At 45.5% G+C, this 21,729-nt stretch carries 21 protein-coding genes; 4 read left to right on the top strand and 17 right to left on the bottom strand.

Translation table 11 applies throughout. From position 1 onward, the window contains the following. Position 1: 1 nt before the first annotated feature. The 8 genes from phoB to E0D71_RS04865 form a co-directional block, all read right to left on the bottom strand. Positions 2–697, bottom strand: coding sequence for a phosphate regulon transcriptional regulator PhoB (gene phoB / locus E0D71_RS04900; protein WP_133002205.1), 696 nt, complete (start codon positions 695–697; stop codon positions 2–4). Between the two features lie 83 nt (positions 698–780). Then, on the bottom strand, positions 781–1,635 hold the full coding sequence (gene ubiA / locus E0D71_RS04895) for a 4-hydroxybenzoate octaprenyltransferase (RefSeq protein ID WP_133002204.1): 855 nt from the start codon (positions 1,633–1,635) through the stop codon (positions 781–783). Beyond that, entirely contained in the window at positions 1,632–2,189 is a 558-nt protein-coding gene (locus E0D71_RS04890) for a chorismate lyase (protein WP_243711938.1), read from the bottom strand. Before E0D71_RS04890 ends, ubiA begins: the two co-directional genes overlap by 4 nt. Before the next feature lie 8 nt (positions 2,190–2,197). Further along, the gene (locus E0D71_RS04885) at positions 2,198–3,469 is read right to left on the bottom strand and encodes an HDOD domain-containing protein (RefSeq protein ID WP_133002202.1); all 1,272 of its coding nucleotides are present in this window, start codon (positions 3,467–3,469) and stop codon (positions 2,198–2,200) included. An 83-nt stretch (positions 3,470–3,552) separates the two neighbouring features. Beyond that, positions 3,553–4,332: an amino acid ABC transporter ATP-binding protein gene (locus E0D71_RS04880; protein ID WP_133002201.1), complete on the bottom strand. Its 780-nt coding sequence runs from the start codon at positions 4,330–4,332 to the stop codon at positions 3,553–3,555. 22 nt (positions 4,333–4,354) lie between these two features. Beyond that, entirely contained in the window at positions 4,355–5,455 is a 1,101-nt protein-coding gene (locus E0D71_RS04875) for an amino acid ABC transporter permease (RefSeq protein WP_133002200.1), read from the bottom strand. Between the two features lie 10 nt (positions 5,456–5,465). Continuing rightward, positions 5,466–6,644 (bottom strand): amino acid ABC transporter permease, encoded by a 1,179-nt coding sequence (locus tag E0D71_RS04870; protein WP_133002199.1) that lies wholly within the window; start codon positions 6,642–6,644, stop codon positions 5,466–5,468. A 109-nt stretch (positions 6,645–6,753) separates the two neighbouring features. Further along, positions 6,754–7,776, bottom strand: a complete 1,023-nt coding sequence (locus E0D71_RS04865) for an amino acid ABC transporter substrate-binding protein (protein ID WP_133002198.1) — start codon at positions 7,774–7,776, stop codon at positions 6,754–6,756. 548 nt (positions 7,777–8,324) lie between these two features. Here E0D71_RS04865 and lrp point away from each other — a divergent pair. Next, positions 8,325–8,801, top strand: coding sequence for a leucine-responsive transcriptional regulator Lrp (lrp, locus tag E0D71_RS04860; RefSeq protein ID WP_133002197.1), 477 nt, complete (start codon positions 8,325–8,327; stop codon positions 8,799–8,801). Positions 8,802–8,884: 83 nt separating this feature from the next. On the opposite strand, the gene recG is transcribed toward lrp, so the two are convergent. Together recG and E0D71_RS04850 are read right to left on the bottom strand one after the other, a co-directional pair. Beyond that, on the bottom strand, positions 8,885–10,966 hold the full coding sequence (gene recG / locus E0D71_RS04855; protein WP_133002196.1) for an ATP-dependent DNA helicase RecG: 2,082 nt from the start codon (positions 10,964–10,966) through the stop codon (positions 8,885–8,887). A gap of 7 nt (positions 10,967–10,973) precedes the next feature. Beyond that, on the bottom strand, positions 10,974–11,879 hold the full coding sequence (locus E0D71_RS04850; RefSeq protein ID WP_133002195.1) for a hydrogen peroxide-inducible genes activator: 906 nt from the start codon (positions 11,877–11,879) through the stop codon (positions 10,974–10,976). 104 nt (positions 11,880–11,983) lie between these two features. Here E0D71_RS04850 and E0D71_RS04845 point away from each other — a divergent pair, with 104 nt between their 5' ends. Beyond that, a complete protein-coding gene (locus tag E0D71_RS04845) occupies positions 11,984–12,829 on the top strand; it encodes an NAD-dependent epimerase/dehydratase family protein (RefSeq protein WP_133002194.1) in 846 nt (281 codons plus the stop codon). A 73-nt stretch (positions 12,830–12,902) separates the two neighbouring features. On the opposite strand, the gene E0D71_RS04840 is transcribed toward E0D71_RS04845, so the two are convergent. The 4 genes from E0D71_RS04840 to gmk form a co-directional block, all read right to left on the bottom strand. Then, positions 12,903–13,289 (bottom strand): RidA family protein, encoded by a 387-nt coding sequence (locus E0D71_RS04840; RefSeq protein ID WP_133002193.1) that lies wholly within the window; start codon positions 13,287–13,289, stop codon positions 12,903–12,905. Between the two features lie 84 nt (positions 13,290–13,373). After that, positions 13,374–15,488, bottom strand: coding sequence for a bifunctional (p)ppGpp synthetase/guanosine-3',5'-bis(diphosphate) 3'-pyrophosphohydrolase (locus E0D71_RS04835; RefSeq protein WP_133002192.1), 2,115 nt, complete (start codon positions 15,486–15,488; stop codon positions 13,374–13,376). 62 nt (positions 15,489–15,550) lie between these two features. Further along, a complete protein-coding gene (rpoZ, locus tag E0D71_RS04830) occupies positions 15,551–15,775 on the bottom strand; it encodes a DNA-directed RNA polymerase subunit omega (RefSeq protein WP_133002191.1) in 225 nt (74 codons plus the stop codon). A 58-nt stretch (positions 15,776–15,833) separates the two neighbouring features. Further along, on the bottom strand, positions 15,834–16,457 hold the full coding sequence (gene gmk / locus E0D71_RS04825; protein WP_133002190.1) for a guanylate kinase: 624 nt from the start codon (positions 16,455–16,457) through the stop codon (positions 15,834–15,836). Between the two features lie 218 nt (positions 16,458–16,675). Here gmk and E0D71_RS04820 point away from each other — a divergent pair, with 218 nt between their 5' ends. Beyond that, positions 16,676–16,906 carry a hypothetical protein gene (locus E0D71_RS04820; protein WP_133002189.1) on the top strand — a complete coding sequence of 77 codons (231 nt, stop codon included), beginning with the start codon at positions 16,676–16,678 and terminating at the stop codon, positions 16,904–16,906. 23 nt (positions 16,907–16,929) lie between these two features. Here the strand turns inward: E0D71_RS04820 and E0D71_RS04815 are convergent, their stop codons facing one another. The 3 genes from E0D71_RS04815 to E0D71_RS04805 all read right to left on the bottom strand — a co-directional run bounded on the left by E0D71_RS04815 (position 16,930) and on the right by E0D71_RS04805 (position 20,720). After that, positions 16,930–18,915, bottom strand: coding sequence for an alkaline phosphatase family protein (locus tag E0D71_RS04815; RefSeq protein ID WP_133002188.1), 1,986 nt, complete (start codon positions 18,913–18,915; stop codon positions 16,930–16,932). A 130-nt stretch (positions 18,916–19,045) separates the two neighbouring features. Beyond that, positions 19,046–20,248 (bottom strand): MFS transporter, encoded by a 1,203-nt coding sequence (locus tag E0D71_RS04810; protein ID WP_133002187.1) that lies wholly within the window; start codon positions 20,246–20,248, stop codon positions 19,046–19,048. 154 nt (positions 20,249–20,402) lie between these two features. Then, positions 20,403–20,720, bottom strand: coding sequence for a multidrug efflux SMR transporter (locus E0D71_RS04805; RefSeq protein WP_133002186.1), 318 nt, complete (start codon positions 20,718–20,720; stop codon positions 20,403–20,405). 106 nt (positions 20,721–20,826) lie between these two features. Between E0D71_RS04805 and E0D71_RS04800 the strand changes: the two genes are divergently transcribed. Continuing rightward, positions 20,827–21,708: a LysR family transcriptional regulator gene (locus E0D71_RS04800; protein WP_133002185.1), complete on the top strand. Its 882-nt coding sequence runs from the start codon at positions 20,827–20,829 to the stop codon at positions 21,706–21,708. Positions 21,709–21,729 lie beyond the last annotated feature (21 nt).

Below are 21,729 nucleotides of genomic sequence, written 5' to 3'. Positions count from 1 at the left end.
GTTATGCGGTCCGTTTAGCTGAGAATCGGTAGCCCGTGCCTCGGACTGTTTGAATTAACGAGTCGTGATCTGTGCCAATGGCTTTACGGAGACGACGAATATGAACATCAACGGTTCTTTCTTCAACATAAACATTACCGCCCCATACTTGGTCGAGCAACTGCGCTCTGGAGTAGGCTCTTTCTTGATGCGTCATGAGGAACTTAAGCAAACGGTATTCGGTTGGTCCCATGTCTAAGGGCGTGCTGCCAATGGTGACTCGTTGACTAATTGGGTCAAGCACCAAACCATCAATTTCAATCGGTTCATCAACCCCTTGTGGCGTTGCTCTGCGTAACACGGCTTTTAAGCGAGCGACCAGTTCACGAGGTGAAAAAGGTTTGGTGATGTAGTCATCCGCACCGACTTCTAAACCTTGAATCTTATTGTCTTCTTCGCTTTTCGCGGTCAATAAAATAACGGGGATTTCCGCTGTGGTGCTGTCTTTTTTTAAGCGTCGAGTCAGCTCAATTCCGCTACCGCCTGGCATCATCCAGTCACAGAGAATTAAGTCTGGTCTATGGTCCACAATAATTTCATGGGCTTGTTGGCTATTTTCGGCTTCCATGTATTCGTACCCAGCCATTTCTAGGGCAACCGCGATCATTTCGCGAATGGAAGACTCATCATCAATGATTAATACTTTTTTACCGGTCACAGGATTCACCCTCATCTCAGGAACGGTTTTATTTAATCCGCAAAATGTGACAATTAGGTTACATTGTCACATGTTTGCCATATTTAAACCAAATAACTGACGGCCAAGCCGATGAAAATACAATATCCGATGCGATTATTGTCTAAAAATGCATGGAAACAAGGTAAGCGTTCTCTGTCTTTCGCTTTGTTAAACTGCATGTAAAACAGAACAATAGCAACCAAAATGGACAAAAAGTACGGCCATTGTAAATGCGAAAGCACCCCAATCCACAGTAGCAGAGATAGGGTCAATGCTTGCAAACAAAGGATTACCAGCAGATCGTATTGTGCGAAGAGAATGGCGGTTGATTTAACGCCAATCTTGAGATCATCAGGGCGATCCGTCATGGCATAGTAGGTGTCGTAGGCGATGGTCCACAGGCAATTTGCTAAAAACAGCATCCATAGCTGGGGGTCTAGTAAATCGCCTCCCTGCGCGCTGTAAGCCATTGGAATGGCCCAAGAGAATGCGAGCCCCAGAAACAGCTGAGGAAGGTGAGTGTAGCGCTTCATAAAAGGGTATAACGCCGCGAGACCAAGGCCGACAAACGACAAAAGAATCGTACGCAGATCGGTAAATAACACCAGCACAAAGCTTAATACGACCAAGCCAGCGAACAGTCCTAATGCTTCTTTCTCACTGACTCGCCCTGATGGAAGAGGGCGATTTTTAGTGCGATCAACATGGCCATCAATTTTGCGGTCGGCGTAGTCATTAATAACGCAACCCGCGGAACGCATACTAAAAACGCCCAAGACAAAGATCACCACCAATTGCCACTGGGGCCAGCCATCGGCCGCTAGCCAAAGCGCCCATAGTGTTGGCCACATTAATAATAACGACCCAATTGGGCGATTAAAGCGAGTTAGATCAGCGTAATCGTGTAGTTTACTCATAGAGGTCTCAGAATAGGCTTGATGTCGAGAATAGTATCAAAGAAAGCTTCGTTAACTAATATACCTGGTCCATATTGTTGAAAGACGGAGCGTCTAGCCCAGATTTTTTTATTCACGTCTGGGAATAAGCAGGCCGGTAATTCAGCGATTTCAATGGTGCTGCGAGATAAGTTGCGATGACGAAATAAATACCCGCCAAGCGGTTTTTCTTTTAGTTGGCTGACTCTACGCCAGTGACCTCGAAGCGATTGTGCTGGAATGATCGAGCGGCCATAAATCACAGCTTCGCCATTAAACTTCAGGAGCACGGTGCGAATACGAGCGGCATGCCGAGGAGAGAGTCCCAACTTTCTTCTTTCTCTTTGGGTTGGCTTGCCCCAGCCGTCCTCTAAGATTTCTACGCTCAAGGTTCCCGCTTGTTGTAACTTCTTAGTCAATGAGGCCGCAGTGGAAAGCCAAGGCCATAAATCCGCTGGGATTTTTGCTTTGTTCACTCTGTGTATAGGGTGCCAGCGGTAATCTAATTGCTGTGCAATGGTATGGTTGATCTGCATTATAGGGCTTAAGACTTCTTACCGTTGATCAGGGCGACCATTTTATACAGTTCTGCCGAAGATTGCTGGACTTTGCTATGACAGGCTTCTACTTGTTCTAACGAAACCCCCATGCGCTCAAGAACAGAGGGCTCTATTTCTTGGTGACTATTAAGCTGGTGTGTAATGTACAGAAGATTCGCTAAGTTGGCGTATTCACCTTGGTAGCTAGGGGATTTACTGTAACGAATCGCAATACAGATATTCTCTGGAATATCCCAGTGCTTTAGTAACCATGAGCCAAGTTGTTCTTTGGTGAAACGCAAAATTTGCATTTCGACAATGTCTGACGTTAGGTGGGCATTGGCTTCTTTGTAGCGAGATAAAATAGAAAAATGGGGCGGCATCATAGTGCTAATCGCGAGAAATCCGAAATTATGCAACAGGCCCGTTAGGTAGGCATGCCCGCTACTTGGGCGGTGGGCAATAGGCACGACTGCGACCAGCGCTTCCATCAAAGCGGCATGGGAGACTGAGCTAAGCCAAAAATCTTCATAGTGACGAGGGCCGTCTTCTGGTTGCGCAAAAGCATTTCCCATTGAAAGACCAAGTGCCAAGTTCATCACCATATCATAGCCAAGCACACGAATAATCGCGTCTTTAACGGACTCTATGCCCCCTTTTGCACCGTAATAGGGGGAGGCCGCCCAGCTGACAACTTGTGCTGCCAAGCTTGGGTCTAGGCTAATCACATCACACAGCTCATCCATACCGGATGACTCATTGGAACTGAGTCGTATTATTTGGTTAGAAATCGCCGGCAGAGGCGGGATTTCTAAGGTTTCTTCCAGTCGTTGTTTGAGTCGGATCGATTGGAATTGACCGAGAGACTCCAGCATTTGTTGTTCGTCATTAAGATAATTACTGGAGGGCTTTTGGATGTCGTCTATGTGAATGGAAATGTTTTCGAAACGGCTAAGAGGGCCTGAGAAACGGGTGATAAAATCCTCAGTAGACAGCTGATGATATTGGCTGTTCGCATTACTGCGAATCTCGATAAAAGATTCTTTTAGAAGGCTTTTTTCTATGATGCTAGAGCAGTTAGCAGATTGTAAAAGAGGGTCACCTGCGGTGTTATAATTGGCGATGGGATCAAAGCGACGCTTTGTTAAACGTGCAATAGCGGCCAGGTCTAGCATGCTATCTTCAGGGAAAATAACCTGTAAGCGCCCTGTATGGTCCGCCAAATGAACCACTCGTACTTTCTTGGTATGGGTTAATTCTGGTGCTACGAACTTCATAAATCAGCTCAAATAGAATCGTTGCTTAAAACGTAAAAAAGGCTCCTAAAAGGAGCCTTTTAAATATAGCAGTTTTTGAATGATTAGTGATTCAAAATTTGGCTCAAGAACATTTGAGTTCGATCGTGTTGTGGGTTATCGAAGAACTCGTGAGGCTCATTTGCTTCCACGATTTCTCCGGCATCCATAAACACAACGCGGTCAGCAACGGTTTTAGCAAAGCCCATTTCGTGGGTAACACACACCATGGTCATGCCTTCTTCTGCTAACTGAACCATAGTGTCCAATACTTCCTTGATCATTTCAGGGTCAAGGGCAGAGGTTGGCTCATCAAATAGCATGATGCGAGGTTGCATGCACAAGCCTCGTGCAATCGCCACACGTTGTTGTTGACCACCTGATAGCTGTCCTGGGTATTTCAATGCTTGGTTAGCGATTTTTACACGCTCCAAGTAATGCATTGCCATTTCTTCGGCTTCTTTTTTAGGCATTTTACGTACCCAAATCGGTGCCAATGTCAGGTTTTCTAAAATGGTCAGATGAGGGAACAAATTGAAATGTTGAAACACCATGCCAACGTCTTTACGAATGGCTTCAATGTTTTTCAAGTTGTTGTTCATTTCAATGCCATCGACCAGAATGCTACCTTTCTGGTGCTCTTCTAGGCGATTGATACAGCGTATCATTGTGGACTTACCTGAACCGGAAGGACCACAGACAACGATACGTTCGCCTTTTTTGATACTGAAGTTAATGTTCTTCAGTACATGAAAGTCGCCATACCATTTATTAACATCGTTAAACTCGATGATCGTAGATTCACCCGTCTCTAATTGGGCGCGTGCCATGTTCGTATTTGTCATTTTAAAGGCCTCAAATTCTTAACTAATTCCGCTTATGTCCGGTATCTAACTTACGCTCTAATGCCATACTGTAACGTGACATACCAAAGCAGAAAGCCCAGTAAACAATCGCGGCGAAGGCATAACCTTCCACTGTTGTTCCTAACCAATTTGAATCATGGTTGGCTGCTTGTATCCTTCCTAAGAAGTCAAACATGCCCACGATATAAACCAGTGTTGTATCTTTAAATAAGCTGATGAACGAGTTCACAATGCCTGGAATAACAAGCTTTAGGGCTTGTGGCAGAATGACTAGGATCATGGATTGCCAATAGGTTAATCCCATTGCATCAGCGGCTTCGTATTGGCCTTTTGGAATGGCTTGTAGCCCACCACGAATTACTTCGGCCATATAGGCAGAAGAAAACAGAGTGATACCGATCAATACTCGCAATAATTTATTAAAGTTTAGACCTTCTGGTAAGAACAGCGGGATCATTACCGATGCCATAAACAAAATAGTGATCAATGGTACCGCACGAATCGTTTCGATAAAGACCAAAGAAACAGATTTCGCAACAGGCATGTTAGAGCGACGTCCTAACGCTAATAGCGCCCCTAAAGGGAAGGAGGCAACAATACCAACGACACCCAATAAGACGGTTAAGAACAAGCCACCCCAACGAGATGTTTCCACTACTTCTAAGCCAAATACGCCGCCTGCAAACAAGAAGTAAGCAACCACTGGGTAAACCAGCAGAATGGTCAAAGACAGGAATAGCTTATTAATCGCCTTGATGGCGAACATACCAATGAGAAGAACAATTAGGATCACAGCTAAATTAATACGCCATGTTTCCTGTGATGGGTATAAGCCATACATGAATTGTTCAAAATAAACATTGATGAAAGCCCAACATGCTCCGCCAGCCGTACAAGCGGCTTTCGAAGAGCCTTCCCATGTCGCGTTAATAATGCCCCATTCAACAATGGGCGGAATTAACAGATAGAGAATGTAAATGCTGAACAGAGTTAAGAACACATTCAATGGAGAAGAGAATAAGTTCTGACGTACCCAAGCCACAGCGCCTACCGAAGTAGACGGTGGTGGGAGGCTGGGTGATGGTTTAAATTCAATAGCCATGTTTAGCCTCCTAGCGCTCAATTAATGACATTTTTTTGTTGTACCAGTTCATGAACAATGAGATCGAAAGACTCAATGAACCATATACCAGCATACAAAGACCGATGGTTTCGATCGCCTGACCTGTTTGGTTCAGCGTAGTCCCCATGATCACGGCCACCAATTCAGGGTAAGCAATAGCGGCACCGAGCGAAGAGTTTTTCGCAAGGTTTAGATATTGGCTTGTTAACGGTGGAATAATAACGCGCAGCGCTTGAGGCAAAACAATCAAACGTTGGGTCATACTGTCGCGCAAGCCTAAAGAGCGAGCCGCTTCTGTTTGTCCCCAGTTAACCGATAGAATCCCTGCTCGAACAATCTCAGCAATGAAAGCGCCGGTATAAGTTGATAGTGCGACTAGCACAGCCACAAATTCAGGCGGTAATACCATGCCTCCAGTGACGTTAAATCGACTTTTTTGTGGTAGATCAAACTCTAAAGGAAAGCCTGCCGCAGCAAAAAAGAGAAAAGTGACAGCAATGATAATGCCTAATGCTGACCAGTAAGCTGGAAACCATAGCCCCGTTCTTGTTTGACGCTTTTTAGCCCAAACAATCACGCCAATGGCCAATGCTAACGATACGATGAAACCAATTATGACAAGGCCAAAACCATCTTGAGCGATCGGGTTTGGCGAGTAAATGCCACGTTTATTCAGTAGAAAGTCTGCAAATTCATAGCTATTGCGTGGTACTGGAAGAGCCGCTAAAACGGCAAAGTACCAGAAAAACATTTGTAGTAACAAAGGGATGTTACGCAGTGTTTCGATATAAACCGTTGCAAGGCGTGCAACTAACCAGTTTTTTGATAAGCGAGCCAAGCCCATCACAACGCCAATAATAGTGGCGAGAATAATACCTAGGAGCGAGATCACAAAAGTATTGATCAAAGCAACTAAGAAAGCACGTCCATAAGTGCTGGCTTCTGTGTAACTAACAAGGTGTATAAGGATCGGAAAGCCTGCAGGCTCATTTAAAAATGAGAAACCGGTAGAAATTCCTCGATTATCTAGGTTGGCTTGTAGGTTGCTGAAAAGGTAATAACCTACGAAAACAACGACGGCCAAAAGTATGATCTGAAAAATGAGGGAGCGATTACCGGCATCATTCAGAAAACTTTTATTACTAGGAGTATTTTTTATATTGCTCATCTTGATTCAGGCAGTAGATATGCTCGTCAGAGGTATAAAGAAAGGGGAAGAGATCCAGCGGCTGATGGCCGCTGGATAATAACCCGAAGCGAGTTACCTAATTCAGATATTAACGTACTGGTGGCGCGTACATGATACCGCCATTGTTCCATAGATTGTTGATGGCACGAGGAAGGTTAAGCGCAGTGTCTTTACCTAGGTTACGTTCGAACTCTTCGCCATAGTTACCTACTTCAGCGATTACGTTGTAAGCCCAGTCTGCATTCAGACCTAGACTGTCACCCATATTGCCTTCTGCACCTAGAAGACGACGGATACCTGGATCTTTCGCATCGGCTTTGACTTTAGCAACGTTTTTAGACGTGATGCCCATTTCTTCGGCATTTACTTGTACGTACATTACCCAAGTCACCAAATCTTTCCACTGGTTGTCGCCGTGACGAACAACAGGGCCTAGAGGCTCTTTAGAAATGGTTTCTGGAAGGATGATGTTGTTGCTTGGGTTTTTAAGTTTAGTACGGTGTGCTGCCAAACCGGATTTATCCGTAGTGTAGACATCACAACGACCTGAGTCGTATGCGGATACCGCTTCGTCGGCTTTTTGAACAACAACTGGAACGTAAGACATATTGTGCTTACGGAAGAAGTCAGCCATGTTTAATTCTGTTGTTGTACCTTGTTCAGTACAAACGGTTGCGCCATCAAGGTCTAAAGCAGATTCTACACCAAGATCTTTACGAACCATGAAGCCTTGGCCGTCGTAAAAGTTGGTAGCGGTAAAATCAAGTCCTAGAGAGACGTCGCGAGTATAAGTCCATGTGGTGTTACGAGAAAGAATGTCGATTTCACCAGACTGTAGTGCAGTGAAACGTTCTTTAGCAGAAAGAGGCGTGAATTTAACTTTTTGTGCATCACCAAAGATGGCCGCTGCTACAGCACGACATACATCTACGTCGATCCCTGTCCAATTACCTTTGTCATCAGCATTTGAGAAACCTGGTACGCCTTGGCTTACGCCACATTGTACGAAACCTTTTGCTTTAACGTCATCTAGTGTACCTGCGGCAGCACCAGTACTAATGGCGGCAGCAACAGCGGCTGTTGAGAGTAGTTTACAAACGTTCGATTTCATTGATAGCCTCCCAGGCATTTCTTTCTTTTGTGTGTGTTGTATTTTTTTCGTTTTTATAAGTCTTGGGACTTATAGGTAAACAATGCAAAAATATTGCCAACATCATGATTATTTTTTTAATTTTAGATACAGAGCATTCTTCTAGAAGAATGTTGCATTACCTAATAGAACGACTGTTGATGGTCTCTAGTCAAGGATAAAGTGCTATAAATATGGTTATTAGTGCATAATTCTTACAAAATAAGCCCATAAAAACAGGGAGGTGTTTAAAAAATAGGCAGTTTTCTTTGTTTATTAAAAAGTGTGTGTTTTTGTAAGAAAACGTGACACCTAATGGTGCATAGCTAAGAAGCAATATTACTGATATAGGTTAAAAATAGCCAAAAAATACCAATTTGGTGCGTGGATTTTCTTTTGTTTTATATTGGTGCAATTCAAATGACGGTGTTTTTAGGGTAGAAATATATTCTAGAAAGCGCTTCCCATACTTTGTTATCTACATGATAGTATTAACAATACTTTAGTGTGATTAAGGAGATCCATGTCGAATGGAAAGCTCAACTAAACCGCTCGATCGTTTGGACAAAAAGATTCTGCGTGAACTGCAAGTCAACGGCCGCTTATCAAACGTTGAATTAGCCAGTCGTGTAGGCTTGAGTGCGACCCCGTGTTTAGAGCGGGTGCGACGTCTAGAACGTAACGGCTATATCACAGGCTATTGCGCGTTAGTGGACCCTAAAAAGGTGGATGCTGGTTTACTTGTATTTGTGGAAATTCGTTTAAAAACAACTTCCCCAGAAGGTTTCAACGAATTTAAAACCGCGGTTACAGAAATCCCCGAGATTCTTGAGTGTCACTTGATTGCAGGTGATTTCGAATATCTATTAAAAGCGCGTGTGTCCAATATGGATTCTTACCGCTTGTTGCTTGGCGAAACATTACTGACCTTACCACATGTGCGTGAGTCGAGAACGTATGTGGCGATGGAAGAAGTGAAAAACACCACGGTCGTTAGCATCCCATAAGGGTTTATGACAGCGATATGAAACGAATACAAAAGGCGCGGAAGGGATATTCCAGCGCCTTTTGTTTAGGGCGCTACAGGCGTTTATACGTTCAAATACTGGCTGTGGTTTGGCAGCCATCGAGCCAGTAAAGGCGAGACCCTTTCCGGGTAGTGCTGATGCAGTTGCGTGGCGGCTTTTTGTACATCGTCAAGCAGTGCTTTGTCTCTTTGCAGGTCTGCGACTTTAAATTCCCATTGCCCCGTTTGCCGAGTGCCTAGTAATTCACCTGGGCCGCGCAGTTCTAAATCTTTTTCAGCAATTTTGAAACCATCACTGGTTTCTCGCATCGTGGATAAGCGTTCTTTCCCTTGCTGGCCTAAAGGGGCTTTATACAATAAGACACAATGGCTAGCCGTTTGCCCTCGACCTACTCGGCCGCGTAATTGATGCAGCTGAGCAAGCCCCAGACGTTCTGGGTTTTCAATGATCATTAAGCTCGCATTAGGCACATCCACACCCACTTCGATGACAGTGGTGGCCACCAGAAGCTGTATCTCATTCGCTTTGAATCTTGCCATAATATCGGCCTTTTCAGACGACTTAAGTCGTCCGTGAACCAAGCCAATAGACAAACCGTTAAGTTGCTCTGCGAGTAGAATAGCCGTGTCTTCCGCCGCTTGGCATTGTAAGGCTTCTGACTCTTCAATGAGGGTACATACCCAATAGACTTGTTTGCCTTCTTGGCAGGCGATTTTTACACGCTCTATGACTTCGTTACGGCGTTGGTCTGATACCACAATGGTATTAACTGGGGTTCTTCCTGGTGGCAGTTCGTCTATTATTGAGCAATCTAAATCCGCATACGCTGACATGGCCAGGGTACGAGGAATAGGGGTAGCCGTCATAATCAGCTGATGAGGCTGAAACCCTTGTTGTAAGCCCTTTTCTCGCAATGCCATACGTTGATGAACACCAAAGCGATGTTGTTCGTCGATGATGGCCAATGCTAGACGATCAAATTGGACGCTTTCTTGGAAAAGGGCGTGGGTGCCGACGACGATATGAGCGGCGCCCGACGCGATATTTTCCAGTTCGACTTCACGGGCTTTGCCTTTTAGCTTTCCTGCCATCCAAGCGACATTTAAGCCCAGTGGCGTAAACCATTGAGTGAAGTTTGCGAGGTGCTGCTCAGCCAAGATCTCCGTTGGCGCCATAATAGCAACTTGATAACCCGCATTGACGATGGCTGCTGCCGCTAATGCTGCGACCAGTGTTTTTCCTGAGCCGACATCGCCTTGCACTAGGCGGAGCATTGGGTGGCCTGATTGGAGGTCGGTTAAGAGCTCTTGAAAAACACGTTGCTGGGCGTTGGTAGGGGAAAAAGGCAGCTGCTCTAGTAATCCTTGAGCCAGTTGACCTGGTTCTGTTACACGAATCGCCTTGTCTTCTTTGGCTTTGATTTTCTTGCCAATCAAAGACAGCTGATGGGCCATCAGTTCTTCAAAAGAAAGTCGGTATTGTGCAGGATGCGCACCGGCTCGTAATTGCTCTAAATTCGCGTCAGTTGTCGGGTGGTGAAGAAAACGAATCGCGTCGTCTAATGGTGGCAAGCTAAATGACTGACGTATGGTATCGGGCAGCCACTCTTTGAGATTGTAGGGCGTTAAACGCTCCAATGCTTGCTCACACAACTGCCGAATTTTGGCTTGTGTTAGGCCTTCTGTTAACGGATAAATCGGCGTCAATTGATCCGTGTCTGAGTGTGTGTCTGTGTCACTAATGATCTTGTATTCAGGATGATAAATTTCAAATCCAGTGCTGCCGCGACGTATTTCCCCAAAGCAACGGATCCGATTACCGGACTCTAATTGCTTTTTTTGCGCCGCAGAAAAATGGAAAAAGCGCAGGCATAAGGTGCCCGTTGAATCCTTAATACGACACAACAAGCTGCGACGTTTGCCCATTTTTATTTCGCAACCTGTGGAAGTGCCTTCAATGACCGCCTCATCACCAAAGCGCAAATGTCCGATGGGCAGCACTCGGGTTCTGTCCTGATAGCGAATGGGGAGATGAAAAAGCAAATCTTGCACCGTATGAAGGTGCAGCTTTGCCAATTTTTCAGCCATGGCATCGCCAACCCCTTTCAGCTCTCTCACATCTTGTGTGTCGAGGTCGTCTATCATGGCGAGCTTAGATATCCAGCTTCTTGCTGGTGTTGCGGATAGCTTGGCTTACCACGTCGATGGCATTTGGGCGTGGGTAGCTTGCACGCCACGCTAAGGCAACGGTACGCTTTGGTGCAGGCTCTTCAAATGGGCGAACTTCTAATAAAGTATGGTCGATGTTTGTGACGGCGGATTTTGGTAGCACAGTGACGCCTAATCCAGATGCCACCATGTAGCGGATGGTTTCTAATGAGCTGCCGTTAACAATGGTGCGTCCTTCGCTAAACTCTTCTTCTTTCACTAAAGGACAAGCTTCTAGAACTTGCTCACTGAAACAGTGCCCTTTGCCTAATAACAGCAAGTTGTCAGTAGAAAGCTGATCCGTGTTGATGTGAGAAAGTTTAGTCCAAGGGTGATCCTTGGGCATTAATACGACGAACTCTTCTTCGTAAATTGGCTGGGTCACTACGTCGGGCTCATTGAAGGGGAGCGCGATAATAATCGCATCGAGCTCGCCATTACGCAGTTTAGGGCGTAAGTTCTCAGTGAGATCTTCTTCAATGATCAATGGCATGTCGTTAGTGATGGCGCGTAGATTAGGGATCATCATTGGGAAAAGGTAGGGCGCAATGGTAAAAATGGCGCCAATTTTAATAGGACCTTTTAGTTGGTTATGACCGGACGACGCCAACTCTTTAATCGTGTTAGCCTGCTCGATAACGCGTTTGGCTTGGGCCACGATTTGCTCACCAATGGGAGTGATATAGACCGAGCTTTTACTGCGTTCGAAGATGGCTGCGCCTAGCTCTTCTTCGAGCTTTTTCACGGCAACACTCAGAGTCGGTTGAGAAACATGGCATTTTTCGGCAGCGTGGCCAAAGTGTTTTTCTTTTGCCAGCATAACAACGTACTTTAATTCAGTTAATGTCATATCGTGCCCTCAACCTAATCATTGTTAATAACTATGATAATACAAAATTTGATAAAGTGTACCAGATAATCTAGTTTGCGCTTTTATTGCTTAAAGAGGTAGTCATGAATTCAAAACGAATCCTGATCGCAGGGTGTGGTGATTTAGGGCGTGGTATGGCGCCGTATTTTGTGGCCAGAGGGGATCAGGTTTACGGTATTCGTCGTACTGGCAGCGCCTTTCCCAAAGGGGTTCATGGGATGACCGGTGATATCACGCAACTGGGAGACGACGATCTGCCTGAGGTGGATCTTATTGTGTTAATCATGACGCCTTCAGGTCGAACGGAAACGGCTTACCGTGCCGCGTATTACGATACGGCTAAGCGTCTTGTAGCGCGTTATCAAAGTGCCCAGACGCCCATTATCTTTGTCTCCAGCACCAGTGTTTATGGGCAAAATAAAGGAGAATGGATTGATCAAAATACACCTCCGCTCGGCAGTAAAGCGACCGCGGCTATCTTGTTAGAAACGGAACAATTGCTCTCGCAAGCTATGCCCTCGATTGCCCTGCGGTGCTCAGGTATTTATGGGCCGAAGCGGTATCGAATGCTCAGCAAAGTGATGTCTGATGAGATTTGGGAAGCAAACAGTTGGACCAATCGTGTGCATCGTCACGATGTTGTGCGTGCTCTGTGTCATGTGGCAGACAAGGTGCTTAGTGGTGCGGCATTGGCGAGTCATTATAATGTTACTGACGATACGCCAGTCACTATGTGGGAGGTAAAGCTGTGTATTGCTAAGCTGCTAGACACTAAAGCGAATCTCCCTGAAAAGGTCAGTGACTTTTTGCCTACTTCAGGCAAGCGAATTAGTAATCAAGCGCTCAAAGAAACAGGATTTTGTTTTCATTACCCTAGTTATGTGAGTGGTTATGATGAGCTAGTGAGCGCTTATCTAGCCGAACACTAGCCATAAAAAAAGAGGCGTCGAGCGCCTCTTTTTAGATCATCTTCATCATGCTGCGAGCAACATGATTGGATAACTAGTCTTCAAGTACCATGATGCCTTCGATTTCAACCTGAACGCCTTTTGGTAGCGCACGAACGCCCATTGCGGCACGAGCTGGGTAAGGTTGTTTGATAAACTGAGTCATCACTTCGTTGACGGTTGCAAAGTTGCCTAGGTCTGTCATGAAAATGTTGAATTTCACAACGTCTTCCAAAGAACCGCCAGCGGCTTCACAAACTGCTTGTAAGTTTTTGAACACTTGCGTGGTTTGCTCAACGATGTCTTCACTGATCACTTCCATGGTTTCAGCAACCAAAGGAATTTGGCCAGAAAGGTAAACTGTGTTGCCTGCACGAACCGCTTGAGAATAAGGGCCGATTGCTGCTGGTGCTTTTTCAGTGTGAATCACTTGCTTTGCCATGATATTTAATCCCATTTCAATGTTATATCGCCTCGGTCTGTTCTGACTGAGGCGGGTTAAAATATAGAGGTCATGTTAAAGGCTCTAACGACCAACAATGGTCTCACGAGAGACTTTCTCGACGCAACGAACAGCCTTAATACGGCGCATTACGTCTGCTAAGCCAACACGACTAGAAATAGTGATATTCAAACGAAGGCGACTGACACGTCCACGTTCAATAATGTCTAAGTTAGACACTTGATAATCGGTATCGCTGATGGAGCTGGCAATTTTTGCCACGGCACCACGTTCATTAATGTAACTAACAATCAGGCTAATATTGAGATCTTCTTCAATATCTTTGCCCCAAACCATACGGATAAAGCGCTCAGGGCTGGAGAGATGATCTTGAATGTTCGGGCAGTTCAAATGATGAATAATGATCCCTTTATCCACTTGAACGTGACCAACAATTGGGTCTCCAGGAATTGGTGAGCAACATTTCGCATACGAAATCAGCATTCCCTCAGAGCCGTTCACCTTAAAGGATTTCGGCGTGATAAGAGTGTTTTCATCGTAATTTGGGAACAGCTCTCGTGCGACCAAATAACCAACATGTCGGCCTTTGCCGATGGACTCAAGTAAATCATCCAGAGTGTTAAGTTGATGTTGCACAAGGACTTGATCGATTTGCTCTTTCGTTAGTTCTTCAATATTCGTTTTAAAGGCATTTAACGAGCGAGTTAGCAGACGATGTCCGATAGATATCGCATTTTCACGCTGTTTGTCTTTAAGGTAATGGCGAATATTCGTGCGCGCTTTACCCGTGATGGCAAAGCTTAACCAAGCAACGTTAGGTTGCGCATTTTTGGCACTGATGATTTCAACGGTCTGTCCGCTTTCGAGCTGAGTGCTAAGCGGTGCCAGGCGGCGGTTGATGCGACAAGAAATACAGGTGTTACCAATTTCTGTGTGTACGCCATAAGCAAAATCGACCGGTGTAGCACCAGATGGCAGTTCGATGATCTGACCTTTCGGAGTAAATACATACACCTCATCAGGGAACAAATCACTTTTAACATTATCAACAAACTCAATTGGGTTACCTGCTTTTTGCTGGATTTCCAGCAAGCTTTTCACCCATTTCGTTGCTCGATCGTGATTGTTTGGCGCGGCGGCATTGCCACTGAATTTATAAGCCCAATGCGCAGCGATGCCGTTATTAGCGACTAAATCCATCTCTTCGGTGCGGATTTGTACTTCCATCGGTAGGCCATTAGTACCAACAACCGTGGTATGCAGTGATTGGTAGCCGTTGGATTTTGGAACGGCGATATAATCTTTAAAGCGGCCTTCGATGGGTTTAAACAAGGCATGAATAATGCCGAGAATGCGATAGCAGCTGTCGTGGCGATCGGTCACGATACGCACACCTAACACATCCATGATTTCATCAAGAGAGCGGCGTTTTTTGCTCATCTTCTGATAAATACTGTAGATGTGTTTTTCTCTCACACTGATATGAGCGTCGATATAGTCGGCGGCTAATTCAGAGCGAATAAAATCTTCAAGTTTTTCGGTATCTTTGCTGCGGTGGCCATATTTCTTGTTGATAGCACGCTGCAGCATGCGAGCCCGCATTGGGTAGTAAGCTTCAAAAGCGAGAGATTCCAGAGCCACTCGAACATTGTACATCCCTAAGCGGTTTGCAATAGGGGCATAAATATCGAGAGTTTCGCGAGCAATACGGCGTTTTTTGTGAGCTGGCATCGAATCCAGCGTGCGCATATTGTGCAGACGGTCCGCCAATTTGACGAGAATGACTCGAATGTCATCCGCCATGGCCATGGCCATTTTCTGGAAGTTATGAGCTTGCTTTTCAATTTGGCTATTGAACTCAAGATGCGTCAGTTTACTAACGCCATCAACCAAACTGGCAACGCCTTCTCCAAACTGCTCAGTTAACGCTTCACGGCTGATGCCGGTGTCTTCGATAACGTCATGAAGGAGGGCTGCTGTTAACCCTTCACTGTCCATGCGTAAATCCGCAAGGATTTCAGCGGCAGCAAGTGGATGGGTAACATAAGGTTCGCCACTTTTACGCCATTGCCCATCATGAGCTTGTTCTGCGTAATAGTATGCGCGTTTTACCTGAGCGACTTGCTCGTGAGGTAAATATTGACTTAATGTCTGAGCTAAATTTTCAATGGTATACATCGCTCACCTCACAACAGCAAATAGAAAGCACGACGGCAGTGGTATGAGCGACACCATCAATATTAGAACTCGTGAATAGGTTGCTTTTGAAGATCAACGTTTTTGGCGTTAATCAAGTTTTCAGCTATTTCACGTAAAGCAACTACGGTTACTTTGTCGTCTTCAAGTGCCACTTTCGCTTCTTCACCACCAGTGGCAAGTTGACGTGCACGTTTTGATGCCACCATGACTAATTCAAAGCGGTTATCAACGTTTTCTAAACAATCTTCTACGGTAACTCGAGCCATTTTGACCTCTGTATTGCGGTTATCTATTTATGCAAATGTAATTCTACTTAACGGCTTCTCATAATGACAAGAGATCATTGATAAGATTGCCATATTTTTGTTTCATTACGGTGTTTTTTGAGCGCATTGCGGTAAAAATCGACTGCATTTGTGTTAACGCGGTCTCAAAGTCGTCATTTACGATGACAAAATCGTATTCATCATAGTGTGACATCTCAGCAACCGCTTTACTCATGCGACGCTGAATGACCTCTTCACTGTCTGTTCCGCGGCCATGCAAACGTTCTTCAAGTGCTTTTAAAGAAGGCGGTAATATAAAGACACCAATGGCATCTGGGTAGAGCTTACGCACTTGGCGCGCGCCTTGCCAATCGATCTCTAGAATAACGTCTAAGCCTTGCTCTAGCATGTTGAAAATCGAAGCTTTCGAAGTGCCGTAATAGTTATCAAACACTTGAGCATGTTCGAAAAAGGCATCTTCGGCAATCATATCTAAAAAATCTTCGTCTTCAGTAAAGTAGTATTCACGACCATGCTCTTCACCTTTTCGTGGTGCTCTTGTGGTGTGAGATATCGAAATACGAACCTTATCATCCGCTTGTAATAATGCTTTATATAAAGAAGATTTGCCTGCACCAGAAGGCGCAGAAAGGATAAATAAGTTGCCCGTGTGTCGATCCATATTACCTTTAAACCCAGTTGAGATTAGCCAAAATATAAGGACTATGACTATATCATAATATGCTGTTTTTCGCTCCGCTTATGTTCTATTGAGGAATTGGAAGCGACTTTTTGGGTGTGCGTATAAAAGCAACACATTGTATTTGAAGAAAATGCCATTCGAGTTATTTTAGTTAGGCAATGATCTGGTTTGAATGGCGCAGTTAACGGCGCAATCAGGTGCAGAGTGGCCTTTCTTATCTTGCCCTTTTTAGTGTGGCGGCAGGCTTAGTTCATGAAATGAGTATGCCATTGGGAGACGGGCGCATGGCACTGTCTTTATTGAGCGCACTGATGAAGGGCCGTATCGAAGTGATGTCTAAAGAAGGGGAGGGAAGGATATTTACTCTTATCATCCCCTTGCTGCAAACCCAAAACACGCAAGCAGAAGATAGGACCAAAGGCATTTAGATGCCTTTGGTCCTTGATTGTGTTTACTCTTTAAAGCCTTTTATATGTGCGTTAATTTGCCAGCGTAATAGCTCTGGCAGCGCTTTTTGGCGAGCTTGCTGAAAAGGGGGAACCTGTTGGCTTTGTTTTTTAACTTCTAAGCTGGTTGCGTCTTTCCAAGGGTAAAAAGCCGGTTGACCACTCATTGGATAAGCCCCCTTGTCATCTATCCAAAGGGTGGTGTTGTAACCAAACGCACGTTGCTTATCGTCTTCTACTGCCAGCATGTTACGCCCAGCAATGGCTTGATAAGAGGTGTCTGATAATGAGTAATTGTACAGCGTTGGGAAGATATCCTTGTGCGAACCGACGCGACTTGGATCGTAGTGCCATTGGCTGTTGTCGAGTATTTTCTTTGGCACATGCAGATAGAAAGGCACCGCACGATCGAGCATTTGCTCTTCTGGGTAATAGGCCTTGAGACGGCGCATTTGATGGTCGCCAGTGGCGGCGATCAAGGTACTATCAGCCTTATCGGAGTTTTCCACGGAACTAATAAACTGACCAAAGGCGTCTGCTGCATATTGGTAAGTTTCTTGAATGTTGAGCTCTTCTTGGCCTTGTGCCTCAGCGTGTCGTTTCACCTCAGGCGTGAGCGCGATAGGTTGCGGTTGGTAGCGATCCGGTGTGACATAAGGAGGGTGATTCGTAATGGTCAGAATGCTGATAAAGGTCGGTTCTTTCGACTCTTTTAGCAACTTCTCTGCAAGACGATAAGCGTAGTCATCAGGCACGCCCCAATCGGTGATTTCATTGGCAGATTCAGGGTACATCTTCATTAAGGTGTTTTGGTCGTAAACCGCATCCACGCCTTGAACAGGTAAATAGTTCACCAGGTTACGCCACATCATATTACCAGGTGAGATGAAAATGACTTTGTAGCCTGCTTTCTTGTACACATCGAAGGGTGTACCCGTTAGCTTGGTGTGTTGTGCTGAGCTGTGGCTAATGTTTTGCAGAGGGCTGTGAAAGAACATAGCGGCCAGAGACGGCGCGGTGCCATTGTCTTCAGAGACAAAGCGTTTGAAGACAAAATCTTCTGCAAAATGTGGGCGAAGGTGACCGAGCAGATCATTCTTACCGACTTCATCAAATTGCAGCATGTTGCTACCGAAACTCTCCATGAGCACCATCACAACATTGGGTTTGTGTTCTGCAAGCCAAGGGTTTTTAGGTGTTTTTTCTATTAGACTGCTGATGCCCAGCTGTTTCTCTAATTGCTCGCCTTTGGCCTTGCTAACCGGAGAAAAAGACAAATCTTCGTTATGGTCATTGATGGCCCAGTTGAGGCTCATCAAACCATTTGGTGTGATTTTATTGAGTAATAAAAGTTGCGATACCTGCGCATTACCACGTCTTAATGGGAAGGTGCCTAGACTGCCGCGGCTAATAATCGCCAAGATAAGAATCATGATAAAAGTGAACAAAACAAAGAGGGCTAGATTCCACTTTTTAGGGGCTTTGTCTTTTAGGAAATAACGAGTAAAGCGGCCGGAAAGATAGGCCGCAGCCAGTGCGGCAAGCAAACCTCGAATCACGGGATAGCCTTCCCACATATTCGCTAAGACGCTGGCGGTATCGTCTTCAGCCAGACCAAAAGCAAACACATCAAAGGTATTGTGGTAGGTCTGATAGTAGTAATAGTTACTGATGGCGACCATAGCGACGGCAAAAGCAATGAAGCCAAATATCCAAGGTAAGCAGACTCTGAAAGCGCGCCATGTAATGCGACTGCTTGCCATTAGGAGACCCAATAAAGCAAAGGGCACCATTAGCATACCACCGACACGCAAATCGTAGCGTACACCGGTTGTCCACATGCGTTGTACGTCGTCGCTGTGAGTGGCTAATTGACTAGGTTCAGAGAAAACCGCCAACATGACATAGCGCGACGCCATCAAAATCAGCACGAGATACAGTATTTGAACCGTTAAAGTGACGAACAGTGAACGAACTCTCGTTTGATACATGAACCGATGATTCCTAAGCGACAAATATGGAGAAAAAATGGAGTATAACACTCTCCCTTTTTTTTTCGACTGAGTACTTTTTTGATCACCGATAAAACTGTATTTCTTACGCTTTTATAAGCCAATCGCGTTATTTCGACGGTTTAGGGCTCGCCATCCAACCTAGAATCATCCACAAAAAGCCAATTACTAAGAGCACATAGAGCGGTTCATCCCATGAATGACGCCAGTCATGAAGAGCCCCAATAAGCACCGGACCCAAGGCGGCTAATGTGTAGCCAATAAGCTGCGCCATACCTGAGAGTGCCGCGGCTTGCTTGGGACTATTGGTTCTTAAGCTGACAAAGGATAAACCCAAAATAAATCCCATGCTGACCCCAAAACCAAAGCTCACGGCCCAGACACCAGACCAGCTAGGAAGGTATAAAAAGCCAAATATACTCAACCAAGTTAAGCCTGTTGCAATTAAGCACAGTCGGCGGTGGCTGCCTAAGCGATGGATAAAGGGCGCGAGAATTAACGACGGTAACGCCCCAGCCAGCTGTAAATAGCCTTGATACAAGCCGGCGGTTGAGTCCGTATAACCGTAGCTCACCAAGATGGAAGGCACCCAAGCGACGACGATGTAATTTACTAATGAGTTAACGGCGAGAAACCCAGCCACTTGCCACGCAGTAACAGAACGCCACAGTTTGGGGGACACTTCTGTGTTATTGATTTGTGGCGTGTGGTGCTGGGTTATCTTGCACGTAAACCAAACCACCAATGGCAAAAGAATCATTAACCCTTGGCAAGCTAATGCGAATGACCAGCTGCTCATTGGTAGGGTGAAGCCCGACCCTTCAGCAAACACGCTTAATGGCACCGCAAAACTGGACATTATGAATCCGCCCACGCTCATCATCAGGACATAAATGGCAGTGAGCTGAACAATGTGATTTGGGAATTCACGTTTTAATAAGCTGGGCAGCAGAACATTACCAATGGCGATACCGGCACCAATCAGCACAGCGCCCATGTACAAGGTACTGAGTGATCCAAGGGAGCGAGCCACCATCCCTAGGGCTATTAAACCAACTCCAGTGGCTAAGATACGTTCGATCTGAAAATGTCTGGTTAACCAAGACGCCACCGGTGCGAATAGCGCAAAAATAAGCAGAGGCAAGCTGGTTAATAAACCGGATTGCGAGCTAGAGAGATGTAAATCTTGGCTGATGCGGTCTAATAATGGCGGCAAGCCAGTAACGGGACCGCGCAAATTGAGTGAGATAAGAAAAATAAATACGAGCAAGTAGGCGGCGTCATGTTGTGCGAGGCGACGTAAGGTATTCATAGTGTAATCAGCCAAATTCGGAAAAGAGTGAGAGTGTTATTCCCTGTTAACCCATCAAGGAAATGCCGCTTGCTTGTTGGCGGCATTCTACTTTATAGCGCGGTTAGTAAGGGCATTATAATTGTTGCCAAGACGCTGCTTGTGATTCGAGTGATCAGTGTGCGAATTTTAACACAACGACACCGAGAATAATGAGTAAGACGCCGCTATAACGCATTAAGGATGTTGGGTCCCCATAAAACCAAATGCCAACTAAAAAGGTGCCTGAGGCACCGATTCCTGTCCATACTGCATAGGCAGTTCCCATCGGAATCTCTTTTTGGGCGAGCCAAAGTAACGTGCCGCTGATAAACATAAAGAACACGGCGATGGCGATTCCTGCGATTTTGGAGCCGCCGGATTGCGCTATTTTCAAGCCAATAGGCCAGCCGATTTCAGTAAGACCGGCAAGTAGCAAATATAACCAGCTCATTAGGGTAGTTCCTTACGGTGTGTATGAGGAAGGAGAAAGTAGGTTTGCGCTTTATGCTATCAATTATTATGATATTTAAAAGTTATTAACTATCGATATTATTCATATGATAAGTCTAGAACAGATCAATATGCTGGTGTTGTCGGCCGAACTCGGTTCATTTTCGGCGTGCGCGAGACGGCTTGGAAAAGTGCAGTCGGCGGTTAGCCATGGGATTAGTAATTTGGAGCTGGACTTGGGCGTTGAGCTATTTGATAGAAGCTCTCGTAGCCCCAAGTTGACACCAGAAGGCGAGCGTTTAATTCGCAGCGCGAGGTCGCTTTTGGCGCAATCTTATGAATTCGAACAGATTGCAGAATCGATTTTGAGGAATGAGGAAAGCGGACTTACCATCGCAGTAGACGACGCTTTATTAGCGCCTTACGTCTCAACCGTATTGCAACAGTTTGCGCTGACGTTTCCTTACGTTCAGATTGAGCTTGTGTCTTTGGCGTCGCCAGACATAGTTAACGCCGTTGCTACCGGTAATATAGACATAGGTGTGATGTTTGCTGAAATTGAAGCCAATAAACAAGTCGATTTTTGCTATGTGGGCGGGGTCGATTTTATTGCCGTTTGCCATGAAGCCTTCCCTTTAGCTGGGCAAAGAGTGAGCTCAGAGTCTGATCTAGCGCCTTATCGTCAGGTGACGGTTCGAGGTACGCGTAAGAAAGAGCCTCAGGCATTGATCAGCATAACGCCCAATGTCTGGTGGTGCTCTAGCAATTACGCCGCGCTGGAGTTGGTGATGCAGAAGGTCGGCTGGGCATACTTGCCTTTACCCTTGGTTTCGCCGCTCATAGAAGACAACAATATTCATAAAATAGACGTGGTTTTCGACCATAAACCTTGGTCGGTGCCAGTGGATCTAGTCTCCAAAAAAGGCGCCCAGCGAGGCCCTGCTTATGAATGGTTGTTTGACGCCTTTAAACAGGCTTTTGCAGGGTGAGTTGTGAGGTATAGCAAAAAA

This window comes from Marinomonas sp. KMM3893, from assembly GCF_004352855.1.
Classification (GTDB): Bacteria; Pseudomonadota; Gammaproteobacteria; order Pseudomonadales; family Marinomonadaceae; genus Marinomonas; species Marinomonas arenicola.
Note: the sequence above shows the minus strand (reverse complement) of the source record. Positions and strands in the feature narration are given on the sequence as shown.

Excerpts from the sequence above, each read along its gene's own strand:
- recG (WP_133002196.1), bottom strand. The coding sequence starts at position 10,966 with ATGATAGACGACCTCGACACACAAGATGTGAGAGAGCTGAAAGGGGTT.
- E0D71_RS04810 (WP_133002187.1), bottom strand. The coding sequence starts at position 20,248 with ATGAATACCTTACGTCGCCTCGCACAACATGACGCCGCCTACTTGCTC.
- ubiA (WP_133002204.1), bottom strand. The coding sequence starts at position 1,635 with ATGAGTAAACTACACGATTACGCTGATCTAACTCGCTTTAATCGCCCA.
- E0D71_RS04815 (WP_133002188.1), bottom strand. The coding sequence starts at position 18,915 with ATGTATCAAACGAGAGTTCGTTCACTGTTCGTCACTTTAACGGTTCAA.
- E0D71_RS04800 (WP_133002185.1), top strand. The coding sequence starts at position 20,827 with ATGATAAGTCTAGAACAGATCAATATGCTGGTGTTGTCGGCCGAACTC.
- gmk (WP_133002190.1), bottom strand. The coding sequence starts at position 16,457 with ATGGATCGACACACGGGCAACTTATTTATCCTTTCTGCGCCTTCTGGT.
- E0D71_RS04845 (WP_133002194.1), top strand. The coding sequence starts at position 11,984 with ATGAATTCAAAACGAATCCTGATCGCAGGGTGTGGTGATTTAGGGCGT.
- E0D71_RS04850 (WP_133002195.1), bottom strand. The coding sequence starts at position 11,879 with ATGACATTAACTGAATTAAAGTACGTTGTTATGCTGGCAAAAGAAAAA.
- E0D71_RS04880 (WP_133002201.1), bottom strand. The coding sequence starts at position 4,332 with ATGACAAATACGAACATGGCACGCGCCCAATTAGAGACGGGTGAATCT.
- E0D71_RS04870 (WP_133002199.1), bottom strand. The coding sequence starts at position 6,644 with ATGAGCAATATAAAAAATACTCCTAGTAATAAAAGTTTTCTGAATGAT.
- E0D71_RS04865 (WP_133002198.1), bottom strand. The coding sequence starts at position 7,776 with ATGAAATCGAACGTTTGTAAACTACTCTCAACAGCCGCTGTTGCTGCC.
- E0D71_RS04840 (WP_133002193.1), bottom strand. The coding sequence starts at position 13,289 with ATGGCAAAGCAAGTGATTCACACTGAAAAAGCACCAGCAGCAATCGGC.
- rpoZ (WP_133002191.1), bottom strand. The coding sequence starts at position 15,775 with ATGGCTCGAGTTACCGTAGAAGATTGTTTAGAAAACGTTGATAACCGC.
- E0D71_RS04875 (WP_133002200.1), bottom strand. The coding sequence starts at position 5,455 with ATGGCTATTGAATTTAAACCATCACCCAGCCTCCCACCACCGTCTACT.
- E0D71_RS04890 (WP_243711938.1), bottom strand. The coding sequence starts at position 2,189 with ATGCAGATCAACCATACCATTGCACAGCAATTAGATTACCGCTGGCAC.
- E0D71_RS04885 (WP_133002202.1), bottom strand. The coding sequence starts at position 3,469 with ATGAAGTTCGTAGCACCAGAATTAACCCATACCAAGAAAGTACGAGTG.
- E0D71_RS04805 (WP_133002186.1), bottom strand. The coding sequence starts at position 20,720 with ATGAGCTGGTTATATTTGCTACTTGCCGGTCTTACTGAAATCGGCTGG.
- E0D71_RS04835 (WP_133002192.1), bottom strand. The coding sequence starts at position 15,488 with ATGTATACCATTGAAAATTTAGCTCAGACATTAAGTCAATATTTACCT.
- lrp (WP_133002197.1), top strand. The coding sequence starts at position 8,325 with ATGGAAAGCTCAACTAAACCGCTCGATCGTTTGGACAAAAAGATTCTG.